20 protein-coding genes are annotated in these 22529 nt (G+C 66.5%); 14 read left to right on the forward strand and 6 right to left on the reverse strand.

Annotated features, from left to right (window positions below; translation table 11 throughout):
* Nucleotides 1-70: 70 nt before the first annotated feature.
* The 4 genes from L6D89_RS16140 (at nt 71) to L6D89_RS16155 (ending at nt 3599) form a co-directional block, all read left to right on the forward strand.
* Nucleotides 71-2476 carry a heavy metal translocating P-type ATPase gene (locus L6D89_RS16140; protein WP_236200464.1) on the forward strand — a complete coding sequence of 802 codons (2406 nt, stop codon included), beginning with the start codon at nt 71-73 and terminating at the stop codon, nt 2474-2476.
* Between the two features lie 51 nt (nt 2477-2527).
* Nucleotides 2528-2929: a Cu(I)-responsive transcriptional regulator gene (gene cueR / locus L6D89_RS16145; RefSeq protein WP_236200465.1), complete on the forward strand. Its 402-nt coding sequence runs from the start codon at nt 2528-2530 to the stop codon at nt 2927-2929.
* 92 nt (nt 2930-3021) lie between these two features.
* On the forward strand, nt 3022-3276 hold the full coding sequence (locus L6D89_RS16150; protein ID WP_236200466.1) for a type II toxin-antitoxin system HicA family toxin: 255 nt from the start codon (nt 3022-3024) through the stop codon (nt 3274-3276).
* Nucleotides 3273-3599: a type II toxin-antitoxin system HicB family antitoxin gene (locus tag L6D89_RS16155; protein WP_236200467.1), complete on the forward strand. Its 327-nt coding sequence runs from the start codon at nt 3273-3275 to the stop codon at nt 3597-3599. Before L6D89_RS16150 ends, L6D89_RS16155 begins: the two co-directional genes overlap by 4 nt.
* 139 nt (nt 3600-3738) lie before the next feature.
* Here L6D89_RS16155 and L6D89_RS16160 read toward each other — a convergent pair whose 3' ends face one another.
* The 5 genes from L6D89_RS16160 to L6D89_RS16180 all read right to left on the reverse strand — a co-directional run bounded on the left by L6D89_RS16160 (nt 3739) and on the right by L6D89_RS16180 (nt 10013).
* Nucleotides 3739-4623, reverse strand: a complete 885-nt coding sequence (locus L6D89_RS16160) for an EamA family transporter (protein ID WP_236200468.1) — start codon at nt 4621-4623, stop codon at nt 3739-3741.
* A gap of 246 nt (nt 4624-4869) precedes the next feature.
* A complete protein-coding gene (locus L6D89_RS16165) occupies nt 4870-5370 on the reverse strand; it encodes a nucleotidyltransferase family protein (RefSeq protein ID WP_236200632.1) in 501 nt (166 codons plus the stop codon).
* 56 nt (nt 5371-5426) lie between these two features.
* Nucleotides 5427-6323, reverse strand: a complete 897-nt coding sequence (locus L6D89_RS16170; RefSeq protein WP_236200469.1) for a PA4780 family RIO1-like protein kinase — start codon at nt 6321-6323, stop codon at nt 5427-5429.
* Between the two features lie 72 nt (nt 6324-6395).
* Nucleotides 6396-7577 (reverse strand): two-component system response regulator, encoded by a 1182-nt coding sequence (locus L6D89_RS16175; protein WP_236200470.1) that lies wholly within the window; start codon nt 7575-7577, stop codon nt 6396-6398.
* A gap of 84 nt (nt 7578-7661) precedes the next feature.
* On the reverse strand, nt 7662-10013 hold the full coding sequence (locus L6D89_RS16180; protein ID WP_236200471.1) for an ATP-binding protein: 2352 nt from the start codon (nt 10011-10013) through the stop codon (nt 7662-7664).
* Between the two features lie 135 nt (nt 10014-10148).
* Between L6D89_RS16180 and ada the strand changes: the two genes are divergently transcribed.
* The 10 genes from ada to L6D89_RS16230 all read left to right on the forward strand — a co-directional run bounded on the left by ada (nt 10149) and on the right by L6D89_RS16230 (nt 21321).
* Nucleotides 10149-11210: a bifunctional DNA-binding transcriptional regulator/O6-methylguanine-DNA methyltransferase Ada gene (gene ada, locus L6D89_RS16185; RefSeq protein WP_236200472.1), complete on the forward strand. Its 1062-nt coding sequence runs from the start codon at nt 10149-10151 to the stop codon at nt 11208-11210.
* Nucleotides 11211-11282: 72 nt separating this feature from the next.
* Nucleotides 11283-11897, forward strand: a complete 615-nt coding sequence (locus L6D89_RS16190; RefSeq protein ID WP_236200473.1) for a phosphatase PAP2 family protein — start codon at nt 11283-11285, stop codon at nt 11895-11897.
* 238 nt (nt 11898-12135) lie between these two features.
* Nucleotides 12136-13044 carry a glutamate/aspartate ABC transporter substrate-binding protein gene (locus tag L6D89_RS16195; RefSeq protein ID WP_065084484.1) on the forward strand — a complete coding sequence of 303 codons (909 nt, stop codon included), beginning with the start codon at nt 12136-12138 and terminating at the stop codon, nt 13042-13044.
* 194 nt (nt 13045-13238) lie between these two features.
* Entirely contained in the window at nt 13239-13985 is a 747-nt protein-coding gene (locus L6D89_RS16200) for an amino acid ABC transporter permease (RefSeq protein WP_138520249.1), read from the forward strand.
* Nucleotides 13982-14650 (forward strand): amino acid ABC transporter permease, encoded by a 669-nt coding sequence (locus tag L6D89_RS16205; protein ID WP_236200474.1) that lies wholly within the window; start codon nt 13982-13984, stop codon nt 14648-14650. The genes L6D89_RS16200 and L6D89_RS16205 overlap by 4 nt, the downstream gene beginning before the upstream one ends.
* On the forward strand, nt 14647-15381 hold the full coding sequence (locus L6D89_RS16210; RefSeq protein WP_236200475.1) for an amino acid ABC transporter ATP-binding protein: 735 nt from the start codon (nt 14647-14649) through the stop codon (nt 15379-15381). The genes L6D89_RS16205 and L6D89_RS16210 overlap by 4 nt, the downstream gene beginning before the upstream one ends.
* 83 nt (nt 15382-15464) lie before the next feature.
* Nucleotides 15465-17138 (forward strand): gamma-glutamyltransferase, encoded by a 1674-nt coding sequence (gene ggt / locus L6D89_RS16215; protein WP_236200476.1) that lies wholly within the window; start codon nt 15465-15467, stop codon nt 17136-17138.
* 81 nt (nt 17139-17219) lie between these two features.
* Nucleotides 17220-19112 (forward strand): sensor histidine kinase, encoded by a 1893-nt coding sequence (locus L6D89_RS16220; protein WP_236200633.1) that lies wholly within the window; start codon nt 17220-17222, stop codon nt 19110-19112.
* Complete coding sequence (aauR, locus tag L6D89_RS16225; RefSeq protein ID WP_236200477.1) at nt 19109-20443, forward strand: two-component response regulator AauR; 1335 nt, start codon at nt 19109-19111, stop codon at nt 20441-20443. The genes L6D89_RS16220 and aauR overlap by 4 nt, the downstream gene beginning before the upstream one ends.
* Before the next feature lie 428 nt (nt 20444-20871).
* Nucleotides 20872-21321, forward strand: a complete 450-nt coding sequence (locus L6D89_RS16230) for a hypothetical protein (RefSeq protein ID WP_236200478.1) — start codon at nt 20872-20874, stop codon at nt 21319-21321.
* A 107-nt stretch (nt 21322-21428) separates the two neighbouring features.
* Here L6D89_RS16230 and L6D89_RS16235 read toward each other — a convergent pair whose 3' ends face one another.
* The gene (locus tag L6D89_RS16235; RefSeq protein WP_236200479.1) at nt 21429-22397 is read right to left on the reverse strand and encodes an AraC family transcriptional regulator; all 969 of its coding nucleotides are present in this window, start codon (nt 22395-22397) and stop codon (nt 21429-21431) included.
* Nucleotides 22398-22529 lie beyond the last annotated feature (132 nt).

Raw genomic sequence — 22529 nt, forward strand, 5'->3', positions numbered from 1 at the left:
AACAGACGAGGGTTGACCTTACCCTCGTGTCAAGGTTGATGCTATCGGGGAACTTCAGGGAGAAAGCCCCATGAGCAGCGCCAACCCCATTGAACTCGACCTGCCCGTCTCCGGGATGACCTGCGCCAGCTGCGCCGGCCGGGTCGAGCGCGCCCTGCGCAAAGTGCCCGGTGTGCAGGATGCCAGCGTCAACCTCGCCAGCGAACAGGCTCGCGTACAGCTCGCCGCACCCTCTACCGGCGAGACCCTGCCGGCACTGGTCGCCGCCGTCGAGCAGGCCGGTTACCAGGTGCCGGCCCACAGTCTGGAACTGGCCATCGAGGGCATGACCTGTGCCAGCTGCGTCGGCCGCGTCGAGCGCGCCTTGCACAAGGTTCCCGGCGTGCGCTCGGCCAGCGTCAACCTGGCCAGCGAGCGCGCCCACGTCGAACTGCTCGGCGCGGTGGATGCCGCCACGCTGATCGCCGCAATCGACAAGGCCGGCTACAAGGCCCGCCCGATCGAACCCGACCAGCCCGCCGTGGACCCGGCGGTGGCGCGCCTGGCGCGCGAGCGCTGGTGGCTGGCCGCTGCCATCCTGCTGTCGCTGCCGCTGGTGCTGCCGATGGTCGGTGACTGGTTCGGTCAGCACTGGATGCTGCCGGCCTGGGCGCAATTCCTCCTCGCCACGCCCGTGCAGTTCATCATCGGCGCGCGCTTCTACGTGTCGGCCTACAAGGCCGTGCGCGCCCGCAGTGGCAATATGGACCTGCTGGTCGCCCTCGGCACCAGCGCCGGCTACGGCCTGAGCCTGTACCTCTGGTACGCCGCCCTGCCGGGGCAGATGCCGCACCTGTACTTCGAAGCCAGCGCCGTGGTCATCACCCTGATCCTGCTCGGCAAGTACCTGGAAAGCCGCGCCAAGCGCCAGACCGCCGCCGCCATCCGGGCGCTGGAAGCCCTGCGCCCCGAGCGCGCCACCCGCGTGCGCGATGGCGTGGAAGAAAACGTCGCCATCGCCGAACTGCGCCTGGGCGACGAAGTGCTGGTGCGCCCCGGCGAGCGCTTCCCGGTGGACGGCGAAGTCCTTTCCGGGCAGAGCCACGCCGACGAGGCACTGATCACTGGCGAGAGCCTGCCGGTGCCCAAGGACATTGGCGACCCGGTCACCGGCGGCGCCATCAACGGCGAAGGCGTGCTGCGCGTGAAAACCACCGCGCTCGGCGGCGAAACCGTGCTGGCACGGATCATCCGCCTGGTGGAAGACGCCCAGGCCGCCAAGGCGCCGATCCAGAAGCTGGTGGACAAGGTCAGCAATGTCTTCGTCCCGGTGGTGATCGGCATTGCGCTGGTCACCCTGGTCGGCTGGCTGATCGCTGGCGCCGGCTGGGAACAGGCGCTGATCAACGCAGTGGCCGTGCTGGTCATCGCCTGCCCCTGCGCCCTCGGCCTTGCCACACCGACCGCAATCATGGCCGGCACCGGCGTGGCGGCCAAGCACGGCATCCTGATCAAGGATGCCGAGGCCCTGGAAATCGCCCACGCTGTGACTGCAGTGGCCTTCGACAAGACCGGCACTCTCACCTCCGGTCAGCCGCGCATCACCAACCTCGCGGCCACCGAAGACGAAGCGCAGGCACTGGCACTGGCCGGAGCACTGCAACGCGGCAGCGAGCATCCATTGGCTAAAGCCGTGCTGGATGAATGCGCCGAACGCGGGTTCAACCCGACCGCCGCCGAGGCTACCCAAGCACTTACCGGACGAGGTATCCAAGGCCGCGTCGGTGACCGCCTGTTTGCCCTGGGCAACCGGCGGATGCTCGACGAAGCGCAGTTGCCACCCGGCGCGCTGGCCGACTCCGCCGCGCAATGGGAAGCAGAGGGCCGCACCTTGTCCTGGCTCATCGAACGCGAGCCGCAGGCCCGCGTGATCGCCCTGTTCGCCTTCGGCGACAGCCTCAAGGAAGGCGCGAAGACCGCCATCGACGCCCTGCGCGAGCGCGGTATCGGCAGCCACCTGATCACCGGCGACAACCGCGGCAGCGCCAAGGTCGTGGCCGACGCGCTGGGTCTGGACGACGTCCACGCCGAGGTACTGCCCGGCGACAAGGCCGCCGTGGTCGGCGCGCTGCGCCAGGAAGGCAAAGTCGTGGCAATGGTCGGCGACGGCATCAACGATGCCCCGGCGCTGGCCGCGGCGGACGTCGGCATCGCCATGGGCGGCGGCACCGACGTGGCCATGCATGCCGCCGGCATCACCCTGATGCGCGGCGACCCGCGCCTGGTCCCCGCAGCGCTGGATATCTCGCGGCGCACCTACGCGAAAATTCGCCAGAACCTGTTCTGGGCCTTCATCTACAACCTGGTGGGCATCCCGCTGGCTGCCTTCGGCCTGCTCAATCCCATGGTCGCTGGCGCGGCAATGGCCGCCTCCAGCGTCAGCGTGGTGAGCAACGCCCTGCTGCTCAAGCGCTGGAAGCCGCAGGATCACCAATAAGACACGCGCCCTCGCGCTCAAGGCAGGGGCGTTCGCTCAGGAGAAATCGGCATGAACATCGGCGAAGCGGCGAAGAAGAGCGGCCTGACCGCGAAGATGATCCGCTACTACGAATCCACCGGCCTGCTCGCCCCCGCCGGCCGCAGCGCCAGCGGCTACCGCCACTACAGCGAGCAGGACCTGCACACCCTGGCCTTCATCCGCCGCTCGCGGGATTTCGGCTTCTCACTGGAAGAAGTCGGCCAACTGCTCGCCCTCTGGCAGGACCGCCAGCGCGCCAGCGCCGACGTCAAGGCCCTGGCCGCCCGGCACATCGACGAACTGAACCGCAAGATCGCCGAGCTCAGCAGCCTGCGCGACACCCTGCAGGAGTTGAGCGACCACTGCCAGGGCGACCACCGCCCGGACTGCCCGATCCTCAAGGATCTGGAGTCGGGGACGTGCTGTCACTGAGGACAATTCAGGCGGCGCTCGGCGATCTGTCCGACATCTGGCTCACGACGTTAATTGGTAGCATAATCTGATACCAATTGACGGAGCACGGGATGAATGCCCGGCAACGCAGGACACTGGAGCTGATCTACTCCCTCCCCGTCCCGGCATCACTGGAATGGCTGCGCATCGAGTCGCTGCTGATCGCGCTCGGCGCCCAGATGATCGAGGGCAATGGCGCACGGGTGCGTTTCGAACTGAACGGCATAGTCGCCACCTTCCATCGCCCGCATCCAGCCAAGGAAGCCAAGCCCTATCAGGTCCGTGATACACGCACCTTGCTCGAACAGGCAGGAATCCATCCATGACTCCCATGAAGTACCAAGGCTACGCGGCGCGCATCGAATACAGCGACGATGACGGGCTGTTCATTGGTCATGTTGCCGGGATCCGCGACGTGATCGGATTCCATGGTGAATCGGTCAGCGAATTGCGCGAAGCGTTCGAAGAAGCGATAGATGACTATCTGGCGACCTGCGACAAACTCGGCCGCGAACCGCAGCGGCCGTTCTCCGGCAAGCTCAGCCTGCGCCTGGACCCACAACTGCACGCGCAGGTGGCGATCAAGGCTGAATTGAGCAACCAGAGCATCAATCAGTGGGTAGTCGACCGTCTCGGCGAGGCAGTCTGACAACCCAACCGTACGCGTTCCGCATTATCCACCCTACGCACTGGCTTTTCGTAGGAGCGAGCTTGCTCGCGAACAGGTCGGTTCCCGATGTCGACCAGTGTTCGCGAGCAAGCTCGCTCCTACAGGTAAGGCATGATCCCTAGGCGGTCGACACCGCACGGCGGCGCCAGATCGACGCCGGCAGTACGGTCACGGCGAGCCCGACGAAGACCAGCACGCAGGCCATCCAGTCCTGGGTGGTGAGGTCTTCACCCAGGAACAACCAGCCCGACAGCAACCCGGACACCGGCACGGCCAGCGCGAAGGGCGTTACCTGGCTGGCCGGGTAACGGCGCAGCAGGAAGCTCCACAGACCGAAGCCCACGGTGGTGGCGAGGAAGGCGATGTAGAGCAGCGCGCCAGCGCCGGTCCAGTTGATATTGAGCACGGCGTGCTCGATGGCTTCCGGACCTTCGAAGATCCACGACAGCACCAGCAGCGGCAATGGCGGGATCAGGCTGACCCAACTGATCAGGCGCAGCATGTCGCTGGCACCGGAGCGCTTGGTGGCGATGTTGGAGAAGGCCCAGGCCAGTGCTGCGGCGATCACCAGCAGGAAGGCCACCAGGCTGTCGCCCATGGGACGCTCCAGGCCGATCAGCAGCAGCCCGCCGGCAGCCAGCGCCAGCCCCAGCAGGGCGCGAGCGCTGGGACGCTCGCCGAGGAAGGCAGCGGCGATCAGCACGGTGAAGAACACCTGGCTCTGCAGCACCAGAGACGACAGGCCGGCAGGCATGCCGATGTGCATGCCGACAAACAGCAGGCCGAACTTGACCACCCCCAGCAGCACGCCGATCTGTACGATACGCCAGAACGGCGCCGGCAGCGGGCCGCGCAGGAAGATCAGTGGCAGCGCCGCCAGGGCGAAGCGCAAGGCGCAGAACAGCAGCGGCGGAAAGTCGTGCAGACCGACCTTGATCACGACGAAGTTGACGCCCCAGATCAGCGTGACCAGCAGGGCGAGGAGAATGTGGCGGAGGGGCATGGCAGAGCGCTCGGGGTGGGATAGGGAAAAATTACCAGTCCACGCCTGAAATGTATGGATACAGTTGCGGGCTTACAGTTTTTTCACATGACCGGGCGGGAACCCAGATAGCCCACGCCCAAGCCACAGTGGGAACTGTTTGTAGGATGGCGTGGAGCGCAGCGATACCCATCGAGTCCGGCGAACGACAGCATGGGTATCGCTGCGCTCCACCCATCCTACGCCGAGGGGTCGGCGAGAAGGATTTCAGAGTGGTTCGATGCGCAGTTTCGGCCAGCGCGCCAGCCAGTGTTTGGCGGCGATTCGTTCGCGGTAGAGGTGCGGCTTGCCGCGGAAATGTTCGGTCGGCCGGACGCGCAGTTCCCAGAGGTCGTCGGTGCCCAATGGCGCCAGCAACTCCAGGGCTTCACCACGCAGGCGTACGGCAACTGCCGTGCAGACTTCCGGCCAGTGGCGCATGGCGTCAGCGCAATCACGGTAGGCTGAATCGCCATTGCGCAAGTGCATCCGTGCCTGATTGCGCACGGACCACGGCACGTCCGGGCAGATGTCCAGCAGCCAGCGCTCCCAGGCGTAATCCGCCTCGGGCTCCAGGCTGTCGGCCGCGAAGTGCAGCACGTCGATATCACTGAGTGGCGAGGGCTCGCCGTAGCCATGCAGGGCATCCCACACTGCGTTGCGCACGATACCGGCGGCGACCCAGGCACCTTGCGGGCCGTGATCGCGCACGACCCGCAGCAGGTGCATGCGCTGAGGCTGCCCGGCGATCAGCGCGAGAAGCGCCGCCTCGCCAGGCAACTGGCTCAGGCCTGTTCCCACGGTGGGGGGGGTGGTTCGTCGCGCTGCTGCGGGCCGTCCTGGGCGGCGCGGCCGGCCTCACGGCGTTCCTGCTCGCGCATCGCCTCGGCGATTTCGCGCAGCACGGAGTCCACGTCAGCCTCGTCTTCCGGATCATCGAAATGCCCGGTCAGCGGCGTATCCGGCAGCAGCTTGCCGTCTTCGTAGAGGGCCCACATTTCCTTGGCGTAATGCGTGTACCTGAGCTCAGGGGCGAAGCGGCCGAAGTAGGCGGCCATGTTCCCCACATCGCGCTCGAGCATACGGAAGGCGTGATTGTTGCCGGCGGCGTCCACCGCCTGCGGCAGGTCGATGATCACCGGGCCATCCGGGCCGACCAGCACGTTGAACTCCGACAGGTCGCCGTGCACGAGGCCCGCGCAGAGCATCATGACGATCTGGCGGATGAGGAATTCGTGGAAGTCACGGGCCAGCTCCGGCTCCATCACCACGTCATTCAGCCGCGGTGCGGCGTCGCCGTCTTCGTCGGCGACCATCTCCATCAGCAGCACACCGTCGAGGAAGTCGTACGGCTTGGGCACGCGCACCCCGGCGCTGGCCAGGCGGAACAGCGCGGCCACCTCGGCGTTCTGCCAGGCCTCTTCCTGCTCCTTGCGGCCATACTTGGTGCCCTTGGCCATGGCACGGGCCTGGCGGCTGTTGCGCACCTTGCGGCCTTCCTGGTACTCGGCGGCCTGGCGGAAGCTGCGTTTGTTGGCTTCCTTGTAGACTTTGGCGCAGCGCAGCTCTTCGCCGCAGCGCACCACGTAGACCGCTGCTTCCTTGCCGCTCATCAGCGGCCGCAATACTTCATCGATCAGGCCGTCTTCGATCAACGGCTCTAGGCGTTTCGGGGTCTTCATCGGGCTTCCTGGCGTACCTCTCTGGGGCGCTGCGCTCCTTATACGGCAATCGTCGACAACCGCCCAGCGCGATCAGGGTTCCGGGGGCATCAGCTCGATGCTTTCGGTCACCGCATCTTCCAGCCGCTGCAGCTCCAGGCCCAGCGCCGCATCGCTGTCGGCGTAGCGCTGGGCAATGCTGGCGAAGCCTTCGGCGACCTCGACGAAGGCTTCCACCACCCGCGGGTCGAACTGGCTGCCAGCAGCGGCCTTGATGCGTTCAGCGGCTTCATCGGTGGTCAGCGAGGTGCGGTAGGCGTGGCGGCAAGTGAGTTCGTCATAGCTGTCAATCAGCGAGAGCATCCGCGCGCCCAGGGGAATCTGCTCGCCAGCCAGGCCCTCGGGGAAACCGTTGCCGTCCCAGTGCTCGTGGTGGCTGTAGGCGATTTCCTTGGCGAAACGCAGGAAATCCACCGGCGAGCCCAATTTGCGCTCAGCCGCCGCCAGGGCGTCACGCCCCACGGTGGTGTGGCCTTCGAGGATCAGCCGATCGGCTTCCTCGAGCTGCCCGGGGCTGTGCAGGATGCGGTCAGGCACGGCAACCTTGCCGATGTCGTGCAACTGCGCCGAGCGCACCAGCAGCTCGATGTTCTCTACCGACAGCTCGGCGGCGAACTCGTCGTGCAGCGACAGCGAACTGCCCAGCAGGCGCATGTAGTGTTCGATGCGCACCAGGTGGTTGCTGTGCGGGTTGTCGCGCAGGTCGCAGAGCGTCGCCATGGCTTCCAGGGTGGCGTCCTGGATGGCCTGCAACTCGCGGGCGCGGCGGCGCACCTCGAGTTCCAGGTACTCGCTCTTGTCGCGCAGGAAGTCGGCGTTGGCCTTGAGATTGAGGTGAGCACGGATGCGCGCCAGGGTCACCGGCGGGCTGATCGGCTTGGTCAGGTAGTCCACCGCGCCCAGGTCCAGGCCCTTCTGCTCGTCGGCGGAACTGACCATGCCGGTGAGGAAGATCACCGGGATGTCGCGGGTCAGCGGATCGGCCTTGAGCTGGCGGCAGACCTCGTAGCCGTCCATCTCCGGCATCATGATGTCGAGCAGCACCAGGTCCGGGCGCGGGTCGCTCTGCATCAGGCGCAGCGCCTTCGGCCCGCTGGAGGCGACACGCACCTGGTAACGGTCCATGAGCAGCTCGCTCATGAGCATCAGGTTATCGGGCTGATCGTCCACCACCAGGATCATTTCCTGTTCCGGCCGGTCCAGCATGCTGTCCATCGCAACTCCTCGCATCGGTCAGATTCGTGACATGCCATGGGTGATCGGACCACGGCCCTGTCCGCGTGTTCATAGCCCGCCTCTCTATATGCGGATGTCGCGCTCCCTCGCGAGGTTCACCAGACTTTCCAGGGCCCGTTCGAACTCGAAGCGTCGCACGCTGGTAGCGATACCTTCGTAGCCCTCATTGAAGACGCTGCGCAGCAGGCTTGCACGCTCGCCAAGCAACCGTCCGGCGCGCGGATCGTCTGCCGCCAGCAGGTGCGCCAGTCGTCGGCAGACCTGTTCGACCTCGGCAACGTTGCCGCTCTCCAGCATCGCTGGTGCGGCCGCGGCGGCCGGCAGCATGGGCACCGGCAGCGGTTCGTGGCTGATGTTCTGCAGGCTCAGGCTGACCGAGTCGTCCACTCGCCCCAGTGGCAGCCGGCACCAGAACAGGCTGCCGCGGTTGGGCTCGCTCTCCACGCCGACGCTGCCGCCCATCGCCTCCGCCAGCTTCTTGCAGATCGCCAGCCCCAGGCCCGAGCCGCCGTAGCGGCGCGTGATGGAGCTGTCCGCCTGCTGGAAGGACTCGAACAGGCGCTCCTGTTGCGGCTCGGAGATACCGATACCGGTGTCGCGGAAGGCGAAGTAGAGCTGCAGGCTGTCTTCGTCCTCGTCCTCGAGGCGAACGACCAGCACCACCTCGCCCTGTTCGGTGAACTTCAGCGCGTTGTTGCCGTAGTTCATCAGAATCTGCCGCAGGCGCAGCGAGTCCCCTACCACCTGGGCGGGCACTCGCGGGTCGATCTCGCAGCGCACCGCCAGGCCCTTGCTCGCCGCGCGGATGTTGAACAGGTCGAACAGCTCGCCGAGCAGGCGCTCCAGATCGAAGCCGATATGCTCGAACTCCAGCTTGCCGGCCTCGACACGGGACAGGTCGAGAATGTCGCTGATCAGCTCCAGCAGGTACTGGCCCGAGCCCTGGATCTTGCCCAGGTAGTCCACCTGTTGCGGGTCCAGGGTGGTCTCCTGGAGCAGGTGTGCCAGGCCGATGATGATGTTCAGCGGCGTGCGGATCTCATGGCTCATGTTGGCCAGGAAGTCGCTCTTGAGTTGCGCCGCCTCCTCCGCCAGGTCGCGAGCCTGGGCCAGCGCCAGCTCGGTGGATTTGCGCGCAGTGACGTCGCGACTGACGCCGACCAGCCCGAGCAGCCGGCCGTGGTCATCGTGGAAGGCACTGCGCAGGGTATCGAAGAGCACCCGCCGGCCATCGGGATAGACCACCCAGCCCTCGCTGGCATAGGGCTCGCTCTCGTTGAGCGCCTGGCGGTCGCGTTCCTGCCGGCCGGCACCGGCGGCGCGGCTGAACATCTGCTGGTCGCTGCGCCCGACGATGTCCTCAGGCGGCCGCCCCAGGCAGTCGGCGAAAGCCTGGTTGACCCCCAGGTAGCGGCCCTGGGTGTCCTTGAACCAGATCGGGTCGGGGATCGAGTTGATCAGCGCCAGCAGCGTACTGCGCTGGCGCCGCTCCTCCGCCTCGGCGCGGGCGCGCTCGGCCACCTGGATCGACAACCGGCGGTTCCACACCAGCACGAAGGTCAGCAGGGCGAGCACGCCCACTACCCAGGGCCAGGCGATCTGCAGCAGATGCATCCAGTCGAACACATCCAGCGACGGCAGCCAGCGCGCCTGGATCGCCTCCTGCTCATGCCGGGTGATGTTGCCCAGCGCGCGGTCCAGCAGCGGCACCAGCGGTTCCAGCGCCTTGCGCGTGGCGAAACGCACCTGGCTGTTGCCCAGACCGCTGTCGCCCCGCACTTCCATATTGGAAAGGCCGAGCTGCTCGATCAGGAAGGTGGTGCTGATGAGGTTGCCCACGTAGGCATCGGCGCGCCCGGTGGAGACCGCCTTGAGCGCGCTGGGAGAATCCTCCACCAGCACGAAGTCGATGCCCGGCACCGCCTTGTTGAGCAGTTCATGGACGGCATAGTCCTGCTCCACCGCGACGCGGCGGCCGGACAAATCGTCCAGCGTGCGGATGGTGCTGTCGCGCCGGGCGAAGATCAGGCTGCTGGTGGTCACGTAGGGCTGGGTGAAACTCAGGAAACGCTGGCGTTCCTCGGTGGCGGCCATGGACGGCACCAGGTCCACCTCGCCGGCCTTGACCGCCGCCAGCACCTCCTCCCAGGTGTTGTAGAGCACCGGCTGGACCTTCATGCCCAGGCGTTCGGAGAGCAATTGCAGGTAGTCGGCGCTGATGCCGTGGAACTGGTCGAACTCGTCGATCACCTCGAACGGCGGCCAGCCGGCGCGGAACAGCCCGACCCGAATCGGCTCATGGGCCGAGATGAAGGCTCGCTCCTGCTCGCTCAGCTCCAGGCTCGCGGCACGGGCCTGGGCGCTCAGCGCGAGCAGCAGCAGAAGGCAGCACAGGCAGAATCGGCGCAAGGGCATGGAGTCTTCTTCAGGGAATACCCAGCAAGCGTAGTCCCTGCCGCCACGCTTCGAGTTTGAAAACGCGATGCGGATTGCTGCACGCCGTGTCGGGACGGAGAATCTGCCCAACAGCCATTACCCCGGAGAGCTGCCATGACGACCACCCAACTTGACCCCGAGCGCTGCTGGCAGGCGGTCTGTGAGCGCGATGCGCGCTACGAGGGGCGTTTCGTCTTCAGCGTGCGCTCCACCGGTGTCTATTGCCGGCCGAACTGCCCGGCGCGCCGGCCGTCGCGGGAAAACGTGGCCTTCCACGCCGCCCCCGAAGCGGCCGAAGCGGCCGGCTTCCGCCCGTGCAAACGCTGCTCGCCGCGCGGTCCGAGCCCTCGTGAACAGCTGGATGCGCTGGTTGCCGCGGCCTGCGAGCTGCTCGACCAGGCCGAGAAGCCGCTGACCCTGGATGAGCTCGCCGGGCGCATCGGCTTGTCCGCCTCGCACCTGGCCCGCGCCTTCAAGGCGCGCACCGGCCTCACGCCGCGCGCCTGGGCGGAATCCCGCCGCGAACAGCGACTGGCCGCCGTCTTGCCGCAAGCGCGCTCGGTGCTCGATGCCGCACTGGAAGCCGGCTACTCCGGAACCCGCGCCCTGTATGAAGGCAGTACCTCGCTGAGCCCCGCGCAGCGACGGCAGAAAGGCGCCGGCGAGCGCCTGCGCTATGCCATCGCGCCCTGCCCGCTCGGACTGGTGTTGCTGGCCGCCACCGACAAGGGCGTCTGCGCCCTGCTCTTCGCCGACGACGCCAGCGAGCTGGAACGCCAGTTGGCCGAACGCTTCGCCGCCGCCGAGCGCACCCGCGACGACGCCGGGCTGGGCGACTGGCTGCGTGCCGTGATCACCCAGCTGGAAGAACCCGAGCAAGCGGCACACCTGCCGCTGGACCTGCACGGCAGCGCCTTCCAGCTACGCGTCTGGCGCGCCCTCACGCGCATTCCCAGCGGCGCGACACTGCGCTACGGCGAGTTGGCCGAGCAACTGGGCAGCCATCCGCGCGCCATCGCACGCGCCTGCGCCAGCAACACTGTCGGTCTGCTGGTGCCCTGCCACCGCGTGGTCGGCGCCGGCGGCGAAGGCGGCTATCGCTGGGGCCTGCCGCGCAAGCGTGAATTGCTGCGGCGCGAGGAGCATGCCGCTGGTCAGGCCGCCGAGGCGGATTGACCTCGGTCACGCACGGGGCGCGGGAGCGTCGTGCTAAGGTTCCGGCCTCTCCCCGCCCCTCCTCGGAACCGCATGGATTTCTGGCCCCTGATCACCCGCCTCGGCGACAGCTCCCTGCTGGCGCCAGCCGCCGTGCTGGTCTTCTGCTGGCTGCTGTATCGCCGCGAGACCGCGAAGGCCGGGCTGTGGCTGCTGCTGTTCGGATTCTCGACCGTGCTGGTGGTGGGTTCGAAGTTGGCGTTCATGGGCTGGGGAGTCGGTATTCCGAACCTCAACTTCACCGGCATCTCCGGCCACAGCATGCTGGCTGGCGCCGTGCTGCCGACACTGGCCGCGCAGCTCTTCGCCAGTCGGCGCAGCGGCCTGGCCGCTGCCGCGCTGGCAGCGATGATCGCCGTGCTGGTCGGTCTGTCGCGACTGGCGATCAACGTGCACTCGCCCGCCGAGGTCTACGCCGGACTGGCGCTGGGCCTGGGCACCAGCGCAGCCTTCCTCGCCGCCAGTCGCGCGCATCTGCCGGGTTTCCATCCTGCCGCCCTGATGCTGGTCGTCGTGCTCGCTCTCGGGCAGACGGTCACTGGCGTACGGGCCCCGACGCACCAGCTACTGGAACGCATCGCCGCGCACCTGGCCGGTCGCGACCAGCCCTATCAGCGTGGCCAGTGGGCCGCCCAGCCGGACGTTTGAGCCGGCGCCACGTTCGGATTTCCGAACGACAATTGCGCAAATATCCGGCTGGCCGAACACCGCGCGCACCAGCCAACCCCGACAAGAATTAATTAGTCGTTTAAATTCAACAAGTTAAATAAATAAACGAGCTTTGGCACGGAGCCTGCTGTGCTCTACCTCGAACATGCGACCGGCCTGGAGTGAGCCTCGTCGGCGCAGGACTGAATAACAAACACAACCAGTCGAGGTAGTCTCCATGCGTTTCGCACCCCGTGCGTTGGGTGTCGCCATTGTCGCGGCCCTGCTCGCCACTCCCGTCGTCGCCGAAGAACTGACCGGTACCCTGAAGAAGATCAAGGACTCCGGCACCATCGTCCTCGGCCACCGTGACGCCTCCATCCCCTTCTCCTACCTCGGCAGCGATCCGCGCCAGCCGGAAGGTTATTCCCACGACCTGCAGATCAAGGTCGTCGAAGCCCTGAAGAAAGAGCTGAACGCTCCCGACCTGAAGGTCCGCTACAACCTGGTGACCTCGCAGACCCGTATCCCACTGGTGCAGAACGGCACCGTGGACATCGAGTGCGGCTCCACCACCAACAACCTCGAGCGCCAGAAGCAGGTCGACTTCTCCGTCGGCATCTTCGAGGTCGGTACCCGCCTGCTGACCAAGACCAGCTCGGGCATCAACGACTTCCCGGACCTCAAGGGCAAGAACGTGGTGACCACCGCCGGCACCACCTCCGAGCGCCTGCTCAAGCAGATGAACGCCGACCAGAAGATGGGCATGAACATCATCTCGGCCAAGGACCATGGCGAGTCCTTCCTGATGCTCGAGTCCGGCCGTGCCGTGGCCTTCATGATGGATGACGCGCTGCTCTACGGCGAAATGGCCAAGGCCAAGAAGCCGGACGACTGGCACGTGGTCGGCAAGCCGCAGTCCTACGAGATCTACGCGTGCATGGTGCGCAAGGGCGACGCGCCGTTCAAGAAGGTGGTCGACAAGGCCATCTCCGACACCTTCGCCTCGGGCGAGGTGAACAAGATCTACGACAAGTGGTTCATGCAGCCCATCCCGCCGAAGAACCTGAACCTCAACTTCCCGATGAGTGATGAGCTCAAGAAGCTGATCGCCAATCCGACCGACAAGTCTGCCGAGCAGATGTAACGGTCGCGCGTAGCTGCGCCCACAAGGCGTAGCCACGCGGGGGATCGGGAGCGCACGCCATGCGCTCCCGGCCCGCTACTCCTGATGACGATGCCGGAACACCCGCTACCCGCGGGTGGCGGGCGACCTTGTGCCCGCATCCGGCCCCGTACCGAACAAAGCCACCGTGCAACGCAATCGAGGGGAAACCCGTCATGGATTACAACTGGGACTGGGGCGTGTTCTTCAAGTCCACCGGGATCGGCGACGAACGCTACCTGGACTGGTACATCACCGGCCTGGGCTGGACCATCGCCGTCTCGCTCGCGGCCTGGGTCATCGCCCTGGCGCTCGGCTCGCTGCTAGGCGTGATGCGCACCCTGCCCAACCGCTGGCTGTCGGGCATCGCCACGGCCTACGTGGAGCTGTTCCGCAACGTGCCGCTGCTGGTGCAGCTGTTCCTCTGGTACTTCTTCGTGCCGGACTACCTGCCACAGCCGATCCAGGACTGGTTCAAACTGGGCATCGCCCCGGAAACCTCGGCCTTCATCAGCGTCGTCGTGTGCCTGGGCCTGTTCACCGCCGCGCGGGTCTGCGAGCAGGTGCGCACCGGCATCCAGGCGCTGCCCAAGGGCCAGCTCGCCGCCGCCAGCGCCGTGGGCTTCCGCCTGCCCTCGATCTACCGCCACGTGCTGCTGCCGCAGGCCTTCCGGATCATCATTCCGCCGCTGACCTCGGAGTTCCTCAACGTCTTCAAGAACTCCTCGGTGGCCTCGCTGATCGGCCTGATGGAGCTGCTGGCGCAGACCAAGCAGACCGCCGAATTCAGCGCCAACCTGTTCGAGGCCTTCACCCTCGCCACCGCGATCTACTTCACCCTGAACATGAGCCTGATGCTGATCATGCGCATGGTCGAGAAGAAAGTCGCCGTGCCGGGCCTGATCTCCGTGGGAGGTAAATGATGGACTTCAGCCAGATCGTCCCCGCCCTCCCCGGCCTCTGGGAAGGTATGCTCACCACCCTGCAGCTGATGATCCTCGGCGTGCTCGGCGGCGTGGTGCTGGGCACCATCCTCGCGCTGATGCGCCTGTCCAACAGCAAGCTGCTGTCGAACATCGCCGGCTTCTACGTGAACTACTTCCGCTCGATCCCGCTGCTGCTGGTGATCACCTGGTTCTACTTCGCGGTGCCGTTCATCCTGCGCTGGATCACCGGCCAGGACACTCCCGTGGGCGCGTTCACCTCGTGCCTGGTGGCCTTCATGATGTTCGAGGCGGCGTACTACTGCGAGATCGTCCGCGCCGGCATCCAGGCCATCCCGAAGGGCCAGATCGGCGCGTCCTACGCGCTGGGCATGACCTACGGCCAGTCCATGCGCCTGATCATCCTGCCCCAGGCGTTCCGCAAGATGACCCCGCTGCTGCTGCAGCAGAGCATCATCCTGTTCCAGGACACCTCGCTGGTGTACTCGGTCGGCCTGATGGACTTCCTCAATGCCGCCCGCTCGCGTGGCGACATCATCGGCCAGCCCCATGAATTCCTGATCTTCGCCGGTCTCGTCTACTTCGTCATCAGCTTCGCCGCGTCACTCGGCGTGAAGCGCCTGCAGAAAAGGTTAACCGTATGATCTCCATCGATAACGTCAGCAAGTGGTACGGCGACTTCCAGGTTCTCACCGACTGCAACACCAAGGTCGCCAAGGGTGAAGTGGTGGTGGTCTGCGGGCCGTCCGGTTCGGGCAAGTCGACCCTGATCAAGTGCGTCAATGCGCTGGAGCCCTTCCAGAAGGGCGATATCACCGTCGACGGCACCTCCATCGCCAACCCCAAGACCGACCTGCCCAAGCTGCGTTCGCGGGTCGGCATGGTGTTCCAGCACTTCGAACTGTTCCCGCACCTGACCATCACCGAAAACCTCACCATCGCCCAGCGCAAGGTGCTGGGGCGGAGCAAGGAAGAGGCGATGGAAAAGGGCATGAAGCTGCTCGACCGCGTCGGTCTGCAGGCTCACGCCCACAAGCACCCCGGCCAGCTTTCCGGCGGCCAGCAGCAGCGCGTGGCGATTGCCCGCGCACTGGCCATGGACCCGATCGTCATGCTGTTCGACGAACCGACCTCGGCACTCGACCCGGAGATGGTCAACGAGGTGCTCGACGTGATGGTCCAGCTCGCCCAGGAAGGCATGACCATGATGTGCGTGACCCACGAGATGGGCTTCGCCCGCAAGGTCGCCGACCGGGTGATCTTCATGGACCGCGGGCAGATCGTCGAGGACTGCCCGAAGGAGGAATTCTTCGGTGACCTGCAGAACCGCGCCGAGCGCACCCAGCAGTTCCTCGCCAAGATCCTGCCGCACTGATCCCGCTGTTGTTCTACCTGAGTGCCCCGGCTCGCCGGGGCACTCAACCTCACCGCAAGCACAAGAATAAATAAGGAAGTCCCATGCGCGTGTTCCATTTCAGCAAACTGCCCCTGGGCGTCGCGATCCTCGCGGCGAGTTCGTCGGTATTCGCCGTCACCCTCGACGGAGGTGCGGTTGCCGCACCGGACCAGTACGGCGCGAAAGTCGCCGCCGAGGTCCTCAAGAAAGGCGGTAACGCCGTCGACGCCGCGGTCGCCACCGCCTTCACCCTCGCGGTCACCTACCCCGAGGCCGGCAACATCGGCGGCGGCGGTTTCATGACCCTGTACGTCGACGGCAAGCCGTATTTCCTCGACTACCGCGAGATCGCGCCCAAGGCCGCGACCAAGACCATGTACCTGAACGAGAAGGGCGAGGTGATCGAGAACCTCAGCCTGGTCGGCGCCAAGGCCGCCGGCGTGCCGGGTACCGTGATGGGCCTGTGGGAAGCGCACCAGCGCTTCGGCAAGCTGAAGTGGAGCGAGCTGCTGACCCCGGCCATCGGCTACGCGCAGAGCGGCTTCAAGGTTGCCGACCAGCAGTACCAGTACCGCCAGGACGCCATCGCGCTGTTCAACGGCAAGACCAACTTCGGCGACTACTTCGGCACCATGAAGCCGGGTGAAGTGTTCAAGCAGCCGGAACTGGCCAAGACCCTGGAGCGCATCGCAGGCAACGGCCCAGATGACTTCTACAAGGGCGAGACCGCCAAGCTGCTCATCGCACAGATGAAGCAGGATGGCGGCCTGATCACTGCCGACGACCTGGTCGACTACAAGGCCAAGTGGCGCGAGCCGATGCGCATCGACTGGCAGGGCAACACCCTCTACACCGCGCCGCTGCCCAGCTCCGGCGGTATCGCCCTGGCCCAGCTGATCGGCATCAAGGAACAGCGCGCCGCCGACTTCAAAGGCGTGGAGCTGAACTCCGCGAAGTACATCCACCTGCTCTCGGAGATCGAGAAGCGCGTGTTCGCCGACCGTGCCGACTACCTGGGCGACCCGCAGTTCTCCAAGGTGCCGGTGGCCCAGCTGACCGACCCGAAATACATCGCCAAGCGCGCCACGGAAGTGAACCCGGACGCCATCTCGGCCACCGAAAAAGTCCGCCCGGGCCTCGAGCCGCACCAGACCACGCACTTCTCCATCGTCGACAAGGACGGCAATGCCGTCAGCAACACCTACACCCTCAACTGGGACTTCGGCAGCGGCGTGGTGGTCAAGGGCGCCGGCTTCCTGCTCAACGACGAGATGGATGACTTCAGCTCCAAGCCGGGCGTGGCCAATGCCTTCGGCGTCGTGGGCAGCGATGCCAACGCCATCGAGCCGGGCAAGCGCATGCTCTCCTCGATGAGCCCGAGCATCGTCACCCGCGACGGTCACGTCAGCCTGGTGCTCGGCACCCCGGGTGGCTCGCGGATCTTCACCTCGATCTTCCAGGTGCTGAACAACGTCTACGACTTCCACCTGCCGCTGGAGAAGGCCGTGGCCGCGCAGCGTGTGCATCACCAACTGCTGCCGAAAGACACCATCTATTACGACGCGTACGCACCGCTCACCGGCAAGGTCGCCGACGAGCTCAAGGCCATGGGCTACACCCTGGAAGACCAGGGCTGGAACATGGGTGACATCCAGGCCATCCGTGTGAACGGCAAGGCCCTGGAAACCGCCTCCGATCCGCGCGGCCGCGGCGTCGGTCTGGTGGTTACTCCGTAATCCGCGCGAGCGCGCACCGTGTGGTACCCGAGCCAGTCCATCGCCGCCCCCCGGCGTTGGGCTGGCTCGGCCCCGACGACTGTGCTGCAATGCGCTTCCAGCCCATTGCCGCCGCCGCTCACCGTGAAGCCACGCCTCGTGCGCAACTACCTGCTGCCCTTCCTGCTGCTCCTGCTCACCCTGGGCTTCGGCTACGGCGGCTACCTGATCAGCGAAGGCGCCGGCACCCGCAGCCTGATCGAATCCGGCGAACGCCAGCTGGAACTGCACGCCCGCGGTGTGGAAAGCGAGATCAGCCGCTACACCTACCTGCCCAGCCTGCTCGAACTCGAAGGCAGCGTCAGCCGCCTGCTGGTGGATCCGACGCCGTTGCACCGCGATCGTGTCAACCATTACCTCGAAGGCCTCAACCGCCGCGCCGGCAGCCGCGCGGTGTACCTGCTGGACACCTCCGGCCGCGTACTGGCCACCAGCAACTGGCAGGACGCCGACAGCTACCTGGGCGAAGACCTGTCCTTCCGCGCCTATTTCCAGGAAGCCGTGCAAGGCCGCCCCGGCCGCTTCTACGGCATCGGCAGCACTACCGGCGAACCCGGCTACTACCTCGCCCACGGCCTGGTCCACGGCGGCAGGATCGTCGGCGTGGCCGTGGTGAAAGTGCGCATGGAGTCCCTTGAAGAGCGCTGGGAAAAGGCCCGCCTGCAAGCCTTCGTCAGCGACGAGAACGGCATCATCATCCTCTCCAGCGACCCGACCCTGCGCCTGAAGGCCGTGCGCCCGCTCAGCGATACGGACAAGGAGCGCCTGGCCCGCAGCCTGCAGTACTACTGGTGGGCGCTGAACGAATGGCAGCCACTGGCGCGCCACCCGCTCGGCGCCGGCGTCGAGGAAATCAGTTTCCCGCCGGGCGAACACGCCGACAGCCGCAAGCCACTCAGCTACCTGATGCAGACGCGCCAGTTGAGCGATACGCAGTGGAACTTCACGCTGCTCACGCCGCTGGCCGACCTGCGCCGTGAAGCGCTGATCCACGGCATGCTCGCCGCCGCCGGCTTCGCCCTGTTCGCCTTCCTGCTGATCGCCTGGAACGAGCGGCGCAAGGTCATCGCCACCCGCCTTGCCGCCCGCGAGGCGCTGGAGCAGGCCAATAACGCCCTGGAGCGGCGCATCGCCGAGCGCACCGCCGACCTGCGCGCCAGCAACCAGCACCTGCGCGAGCAGATCCGCGAGCGCCGCCAGGCCGAAGACACCCTGCGCAAGGCCCAGGACCGCCTGGTGCAGGCCGGCAAGCTGGCGGTGATCGGGCAGATGTCCACCAGCATCGCCCACGAACTCAACCAGCCGCTGGCGGCGCTTCGCACCCTGTCGAGCAACAGCGTGCGCTTCCTCGAACGCGGCAAGCTCGACGTTGCCAGCAGCAACCTCGAGGCCATCGCCGAGATGGTCGACCGCATGGGCCGCATCACCGCCAGCCTGCGCGCCTTCGCCCGACGCGCCGACGACCACGGCCAGGCCACGCTGAGCAAGGCAGTGGATGCCGCCGTGATGGTGCTGCAGGTGCGCCTTTCACAAGTGCCGGTGACGCTGCATCGCGACTACCCCGATGCACGACTGGCCATCGACCAGACGCGTCTGGAACAGATACTGGTCAACCTGATCGCCAACGCCCTGGACGCCATGAGCAACCAGAGCGACCGCCAGCTCTGGCTGGAGGGACGCAGCGAAGGTGGCGACCACTATCGCCTCGTGGTGCGCGACAACGGCCCCGGTATCCCGCCGGACGCCCGCGTGCACCTGTTCGAGCCGTTCTTCACCACCAAGCCCGGCGAACTCGGCCTGGGCCTGGGCCTGACCCTTTCCGCCAGCCTCGCCACCGCCGCCGGCGGTTCCCTGGGCGTGGCCTACCCGGAAACCGGCGGCACCGCGTTCGAGCTGCACCTGCCGCTGCTGCCCGCCCTGGAGACACCCGCATGAGCGATCCATCCCTGCGCGTCCTGATCGTCGAGGACGACCCGCACGTACGGCTCGGCTGCCAGCAGGCGCTGGCCCTGGAAGACATCGAGACCGACAGCGTGGGCAGCGCCGAGGAAGCGCTGAAGAAAGTCGGTGCCGACTTCCCCGGCATCGTCGTCAGCGACATCCGCATGCCCGGCATGGACGGCCTGCAATTGCTGGAAAAGCTCAAGGAACGCGACCCCAGCCTGCCGGTGGTGCTGATCACCGGCCACGGCGATATCGCCATGGCGGTCAAGGCCATGCGCGACGGCGCCTACGACTTCATGGAGAAACCCTTCTCCCCGGAAAAGCTGGTGGACACCGCGCGCCGCGCCCTCGCCCAGCGCGCACTGACCCGCGAAGTCAGCCAGCTGCGCCGTCAGCTCGCCGGCAAGCAGGCCCTGGACAGCCGGCTGATCGGCCGCTCGCCGGCCATGCAGGCGCTGCGCGAGCTGATCGCCAACGTCGCCGACACTTCCGCCAACGTGCTCATCGAGGGCGAGACCGGCACCGGCAAGGAACTGGTCGCGCGCTGCCTGCACGACTACAGCCGGCGCCAGGCCAAGCCCTTCGTCGCACTCAACTGCGGCGGCCTGCCGGAAAGCCTGATCGACAGCGAAATCTTCGGTCACGAGGCCCACGCCTTCACCGGCGCCGGCAAGCGGCGGATCGGCAAGATCGAGCACGCCGATGGCGGCAGTCTGTTCCTCGACGAGATCGAGAGCATGCCGCTGAACCTGCAGATCAAGCTGCTGCGCGTGCTGCAGGAACAGCAGTTGGAGCGCCTGGGTTCCAACGAGCTGATCCGCGTGGATTGCCGGGTAATCGCCGCAACCAAGTCCGACCTCGCCGCCATGGGCCGCGACGGCAGCTTCCGCAGCGACCTCTACTACCGCCTCAACGTCATCACCCTGAACCTGCCGCCGCTGCGCGAGCGCCGCGAAGACATCCTGATGCTCTTCGAGCACTTCCTGCAGCAATCCTCGCTGCGCTTCGACCGCCCGGCGCCGGACATCGACAATGCCACCGCGGCCACCCTGATGGCCCACGACTGGCCGGGTAACGTGCGCGAGCTGCGCAACGTTGCCGAACGCTTCGCCCTCGGCCTGCCGGTGCTGGCCGGCGGCAACCTCGGCCCGGACGCCGGCGAGCCGCGCTTCGCCGAAGCCGTGGAGGCCTTCGAGAAGAGCCTGCTGTCCACCGCCCTGGAACGCCACGCCGGCAACCTCAGCCAGGCCGCCCACGCGCTGGGCATGGCCAAGACCACGCTGTTCGACAAGGTGAAGAAGTACGGCCTCAAGGGCGAATGACCCACGCCCGCGAAGCTGCAGGCTAGCCCAGTGATGCCGCGTCATGCAGGAGCAGCTGTCTTCTCTGGATAGTCCGTCGCTGCGTCTTCCCCCTCCCCCCAACCCTGGCTGCGCGCCCCGCTCCTCAGGGAGAGGGGGCAGCCCGAGCCGGCTGACACTGAGGTTCCATCCTGCACCGAACGGTCCCCTCTCCCCTTGGGAGAGGGCCAGGGTGAGGGATGGCCCAAGCGCAGAGGTATCTCGTAGGAGCGGGCTCTGTCCGCGATGATTTTCCGCCCGCTGAGCGGCCTTGGACCAATCGCGGACGGAGTCCGCTCCTACATGCCCGTTGGGGCCGGCATCAGCTGCAAGAGCCGCTCCCATTGATCTGCGCTGTCCGGTCCCGGACACTACCCACCTTTGAACCGGCCGCACGAGCGGGAGCCCTCATGTCCACCCAAGCCGAAATCCTCTGGAACCAGCTCTGCGCCGACGCCGGCGTCGACCCGCAGCAGCGCATGGCCGCGCGCCGCGCCATTCTCGCCGACACCAAGGCGCTGGACGCCACCGTCTACCGCCCGGACGACAACGACCCGGACGCCGAAGAACTGGACATGGGCGACGCCAAGGTCCTCTTCCTCGGCCCCTTCGAAGCGCCCACCGAGTGGGATGCCGCCGAGCGCGAGGATTTCTTCGACGACGCCGACCCGGCGCTGTTCTTCAGCGTACGCATCGAATGCGAAGCCGAGCCGGGCACCTCGGGCTTCTTCGTCCCGGAAGTGGGCGACTACCTGGCAGTGATGGACGCCGGCAAGATCCAGATGTACTTCCTCCACGACTGGCGCGAAGACGAGCACGGCTGTACCTGCGTGCTGATCCGCGACGATATCCAGCTCTGATCCGCTGAAAACGTCACCTGGGGCGCATGACGCGCCAGCGTTATCCGCCGTGAAACCAACGGCGGATAACCTGCCGCAGGTCATTCGCCCTGCCGATATACCAAGCTCTACGCAGAGCGCCGCACGCTTCCCGGTGAAACGCCGATACAGCGTTTGAACGCTCGACTGAACGCCGCTTCCGACTGATAGCCAAGCCGCTCGGCCAGCTCTGCCACCGTGATCTCCTGCTCCTGCAGCCAGCTCAGCGCCACGTGCATGCGCCAGCGGGTCACGTAGTGCATCGCCGGCATGCCGACCTTCTCGGCGAAGCGCGCGGCGAAGGCCGAGCGCGACATGGCCGCCGCGCCGGCCAGGGCTGCGAGGCTCCAATCCCGCTCAGGCTCGCGATGGATAAGGCTCAGCGCACGGCCCAACTGCCGGTCCTGCAGGGCGCCGAGCCAGCCGGTCTGCGCCGCCGGGTCCTGCGCGATCCAGGCGCGAATGGCCTGGATCACCAGGATGTCGGCCAGCCGGGTGATCACCGTTTCGCCGCCGGGGCGCATGGCCCGCGCCTCGCTCTCCATCAGTTGCAGGGTACTCATCAGCCAGTCGTGCTGCGCGGGGTCGCGCACCTGGGCTTGCAGCACCCGTGGCAGCAGGCGCACCAGTTGCAGCGCGGCGGGATGGTCGAAGCGCACCGCGCCACAGAGCATCGCCGTCGGCTCGCCAGCGCCGCCCTGGCGCAGCACTTCGTAGCGGTCACTGGCGTAGGCGCGTGGCAGGTCGAACAACCCCGTCGCAGGCTCACCCGGCGCACTCACCAAGCGGTGGCCCTCACCGTGGGGCACCAGCACCAGATCGCCCGGCGCCAACCGGCGCGGCTCATCACCTTCGGCTTCCAGCCAGCATTCGCCCACTGTCAGCACATGGAACATCAGGCACTGCGGCATGGCCGGCAGGTCGAGCCCCCAGGGCGCGCTGAACTCCGAGCGGCAGTAGAAGGTGCCGCTCATGCGCAGGAAATGCAGGGCCTCGCCCAGGGGATCGGTGGAAACCCAGGCGTCGCTCAGGTCGGCAATGGCGTCGAGTGCGTTCATGGCCTGGAGACTGGCCCGGCAATTGGGCGGCGTCCAGCATTCCTGGACGAATGAGCATGAAGGACCGACTTTCAGGCATTAACCGTCCAGTCGTTCAGCAGGAAACTGAGCCCAGGCCAACGAACCTGCGGC

The sequence above is a fragment of the Pseudomonas pseudonitroreducens genome, assembly GCF_021603645.1.
In the GTDB taxonomy this organism is placed as follows: domain Bacteria; phylum Pseudomonadota; class Gammaproteobacteria; order Pseudomonadales; family Pseudomonadaceae; genus Pseudomonas; species Pseudomonas pseudonitroreducens.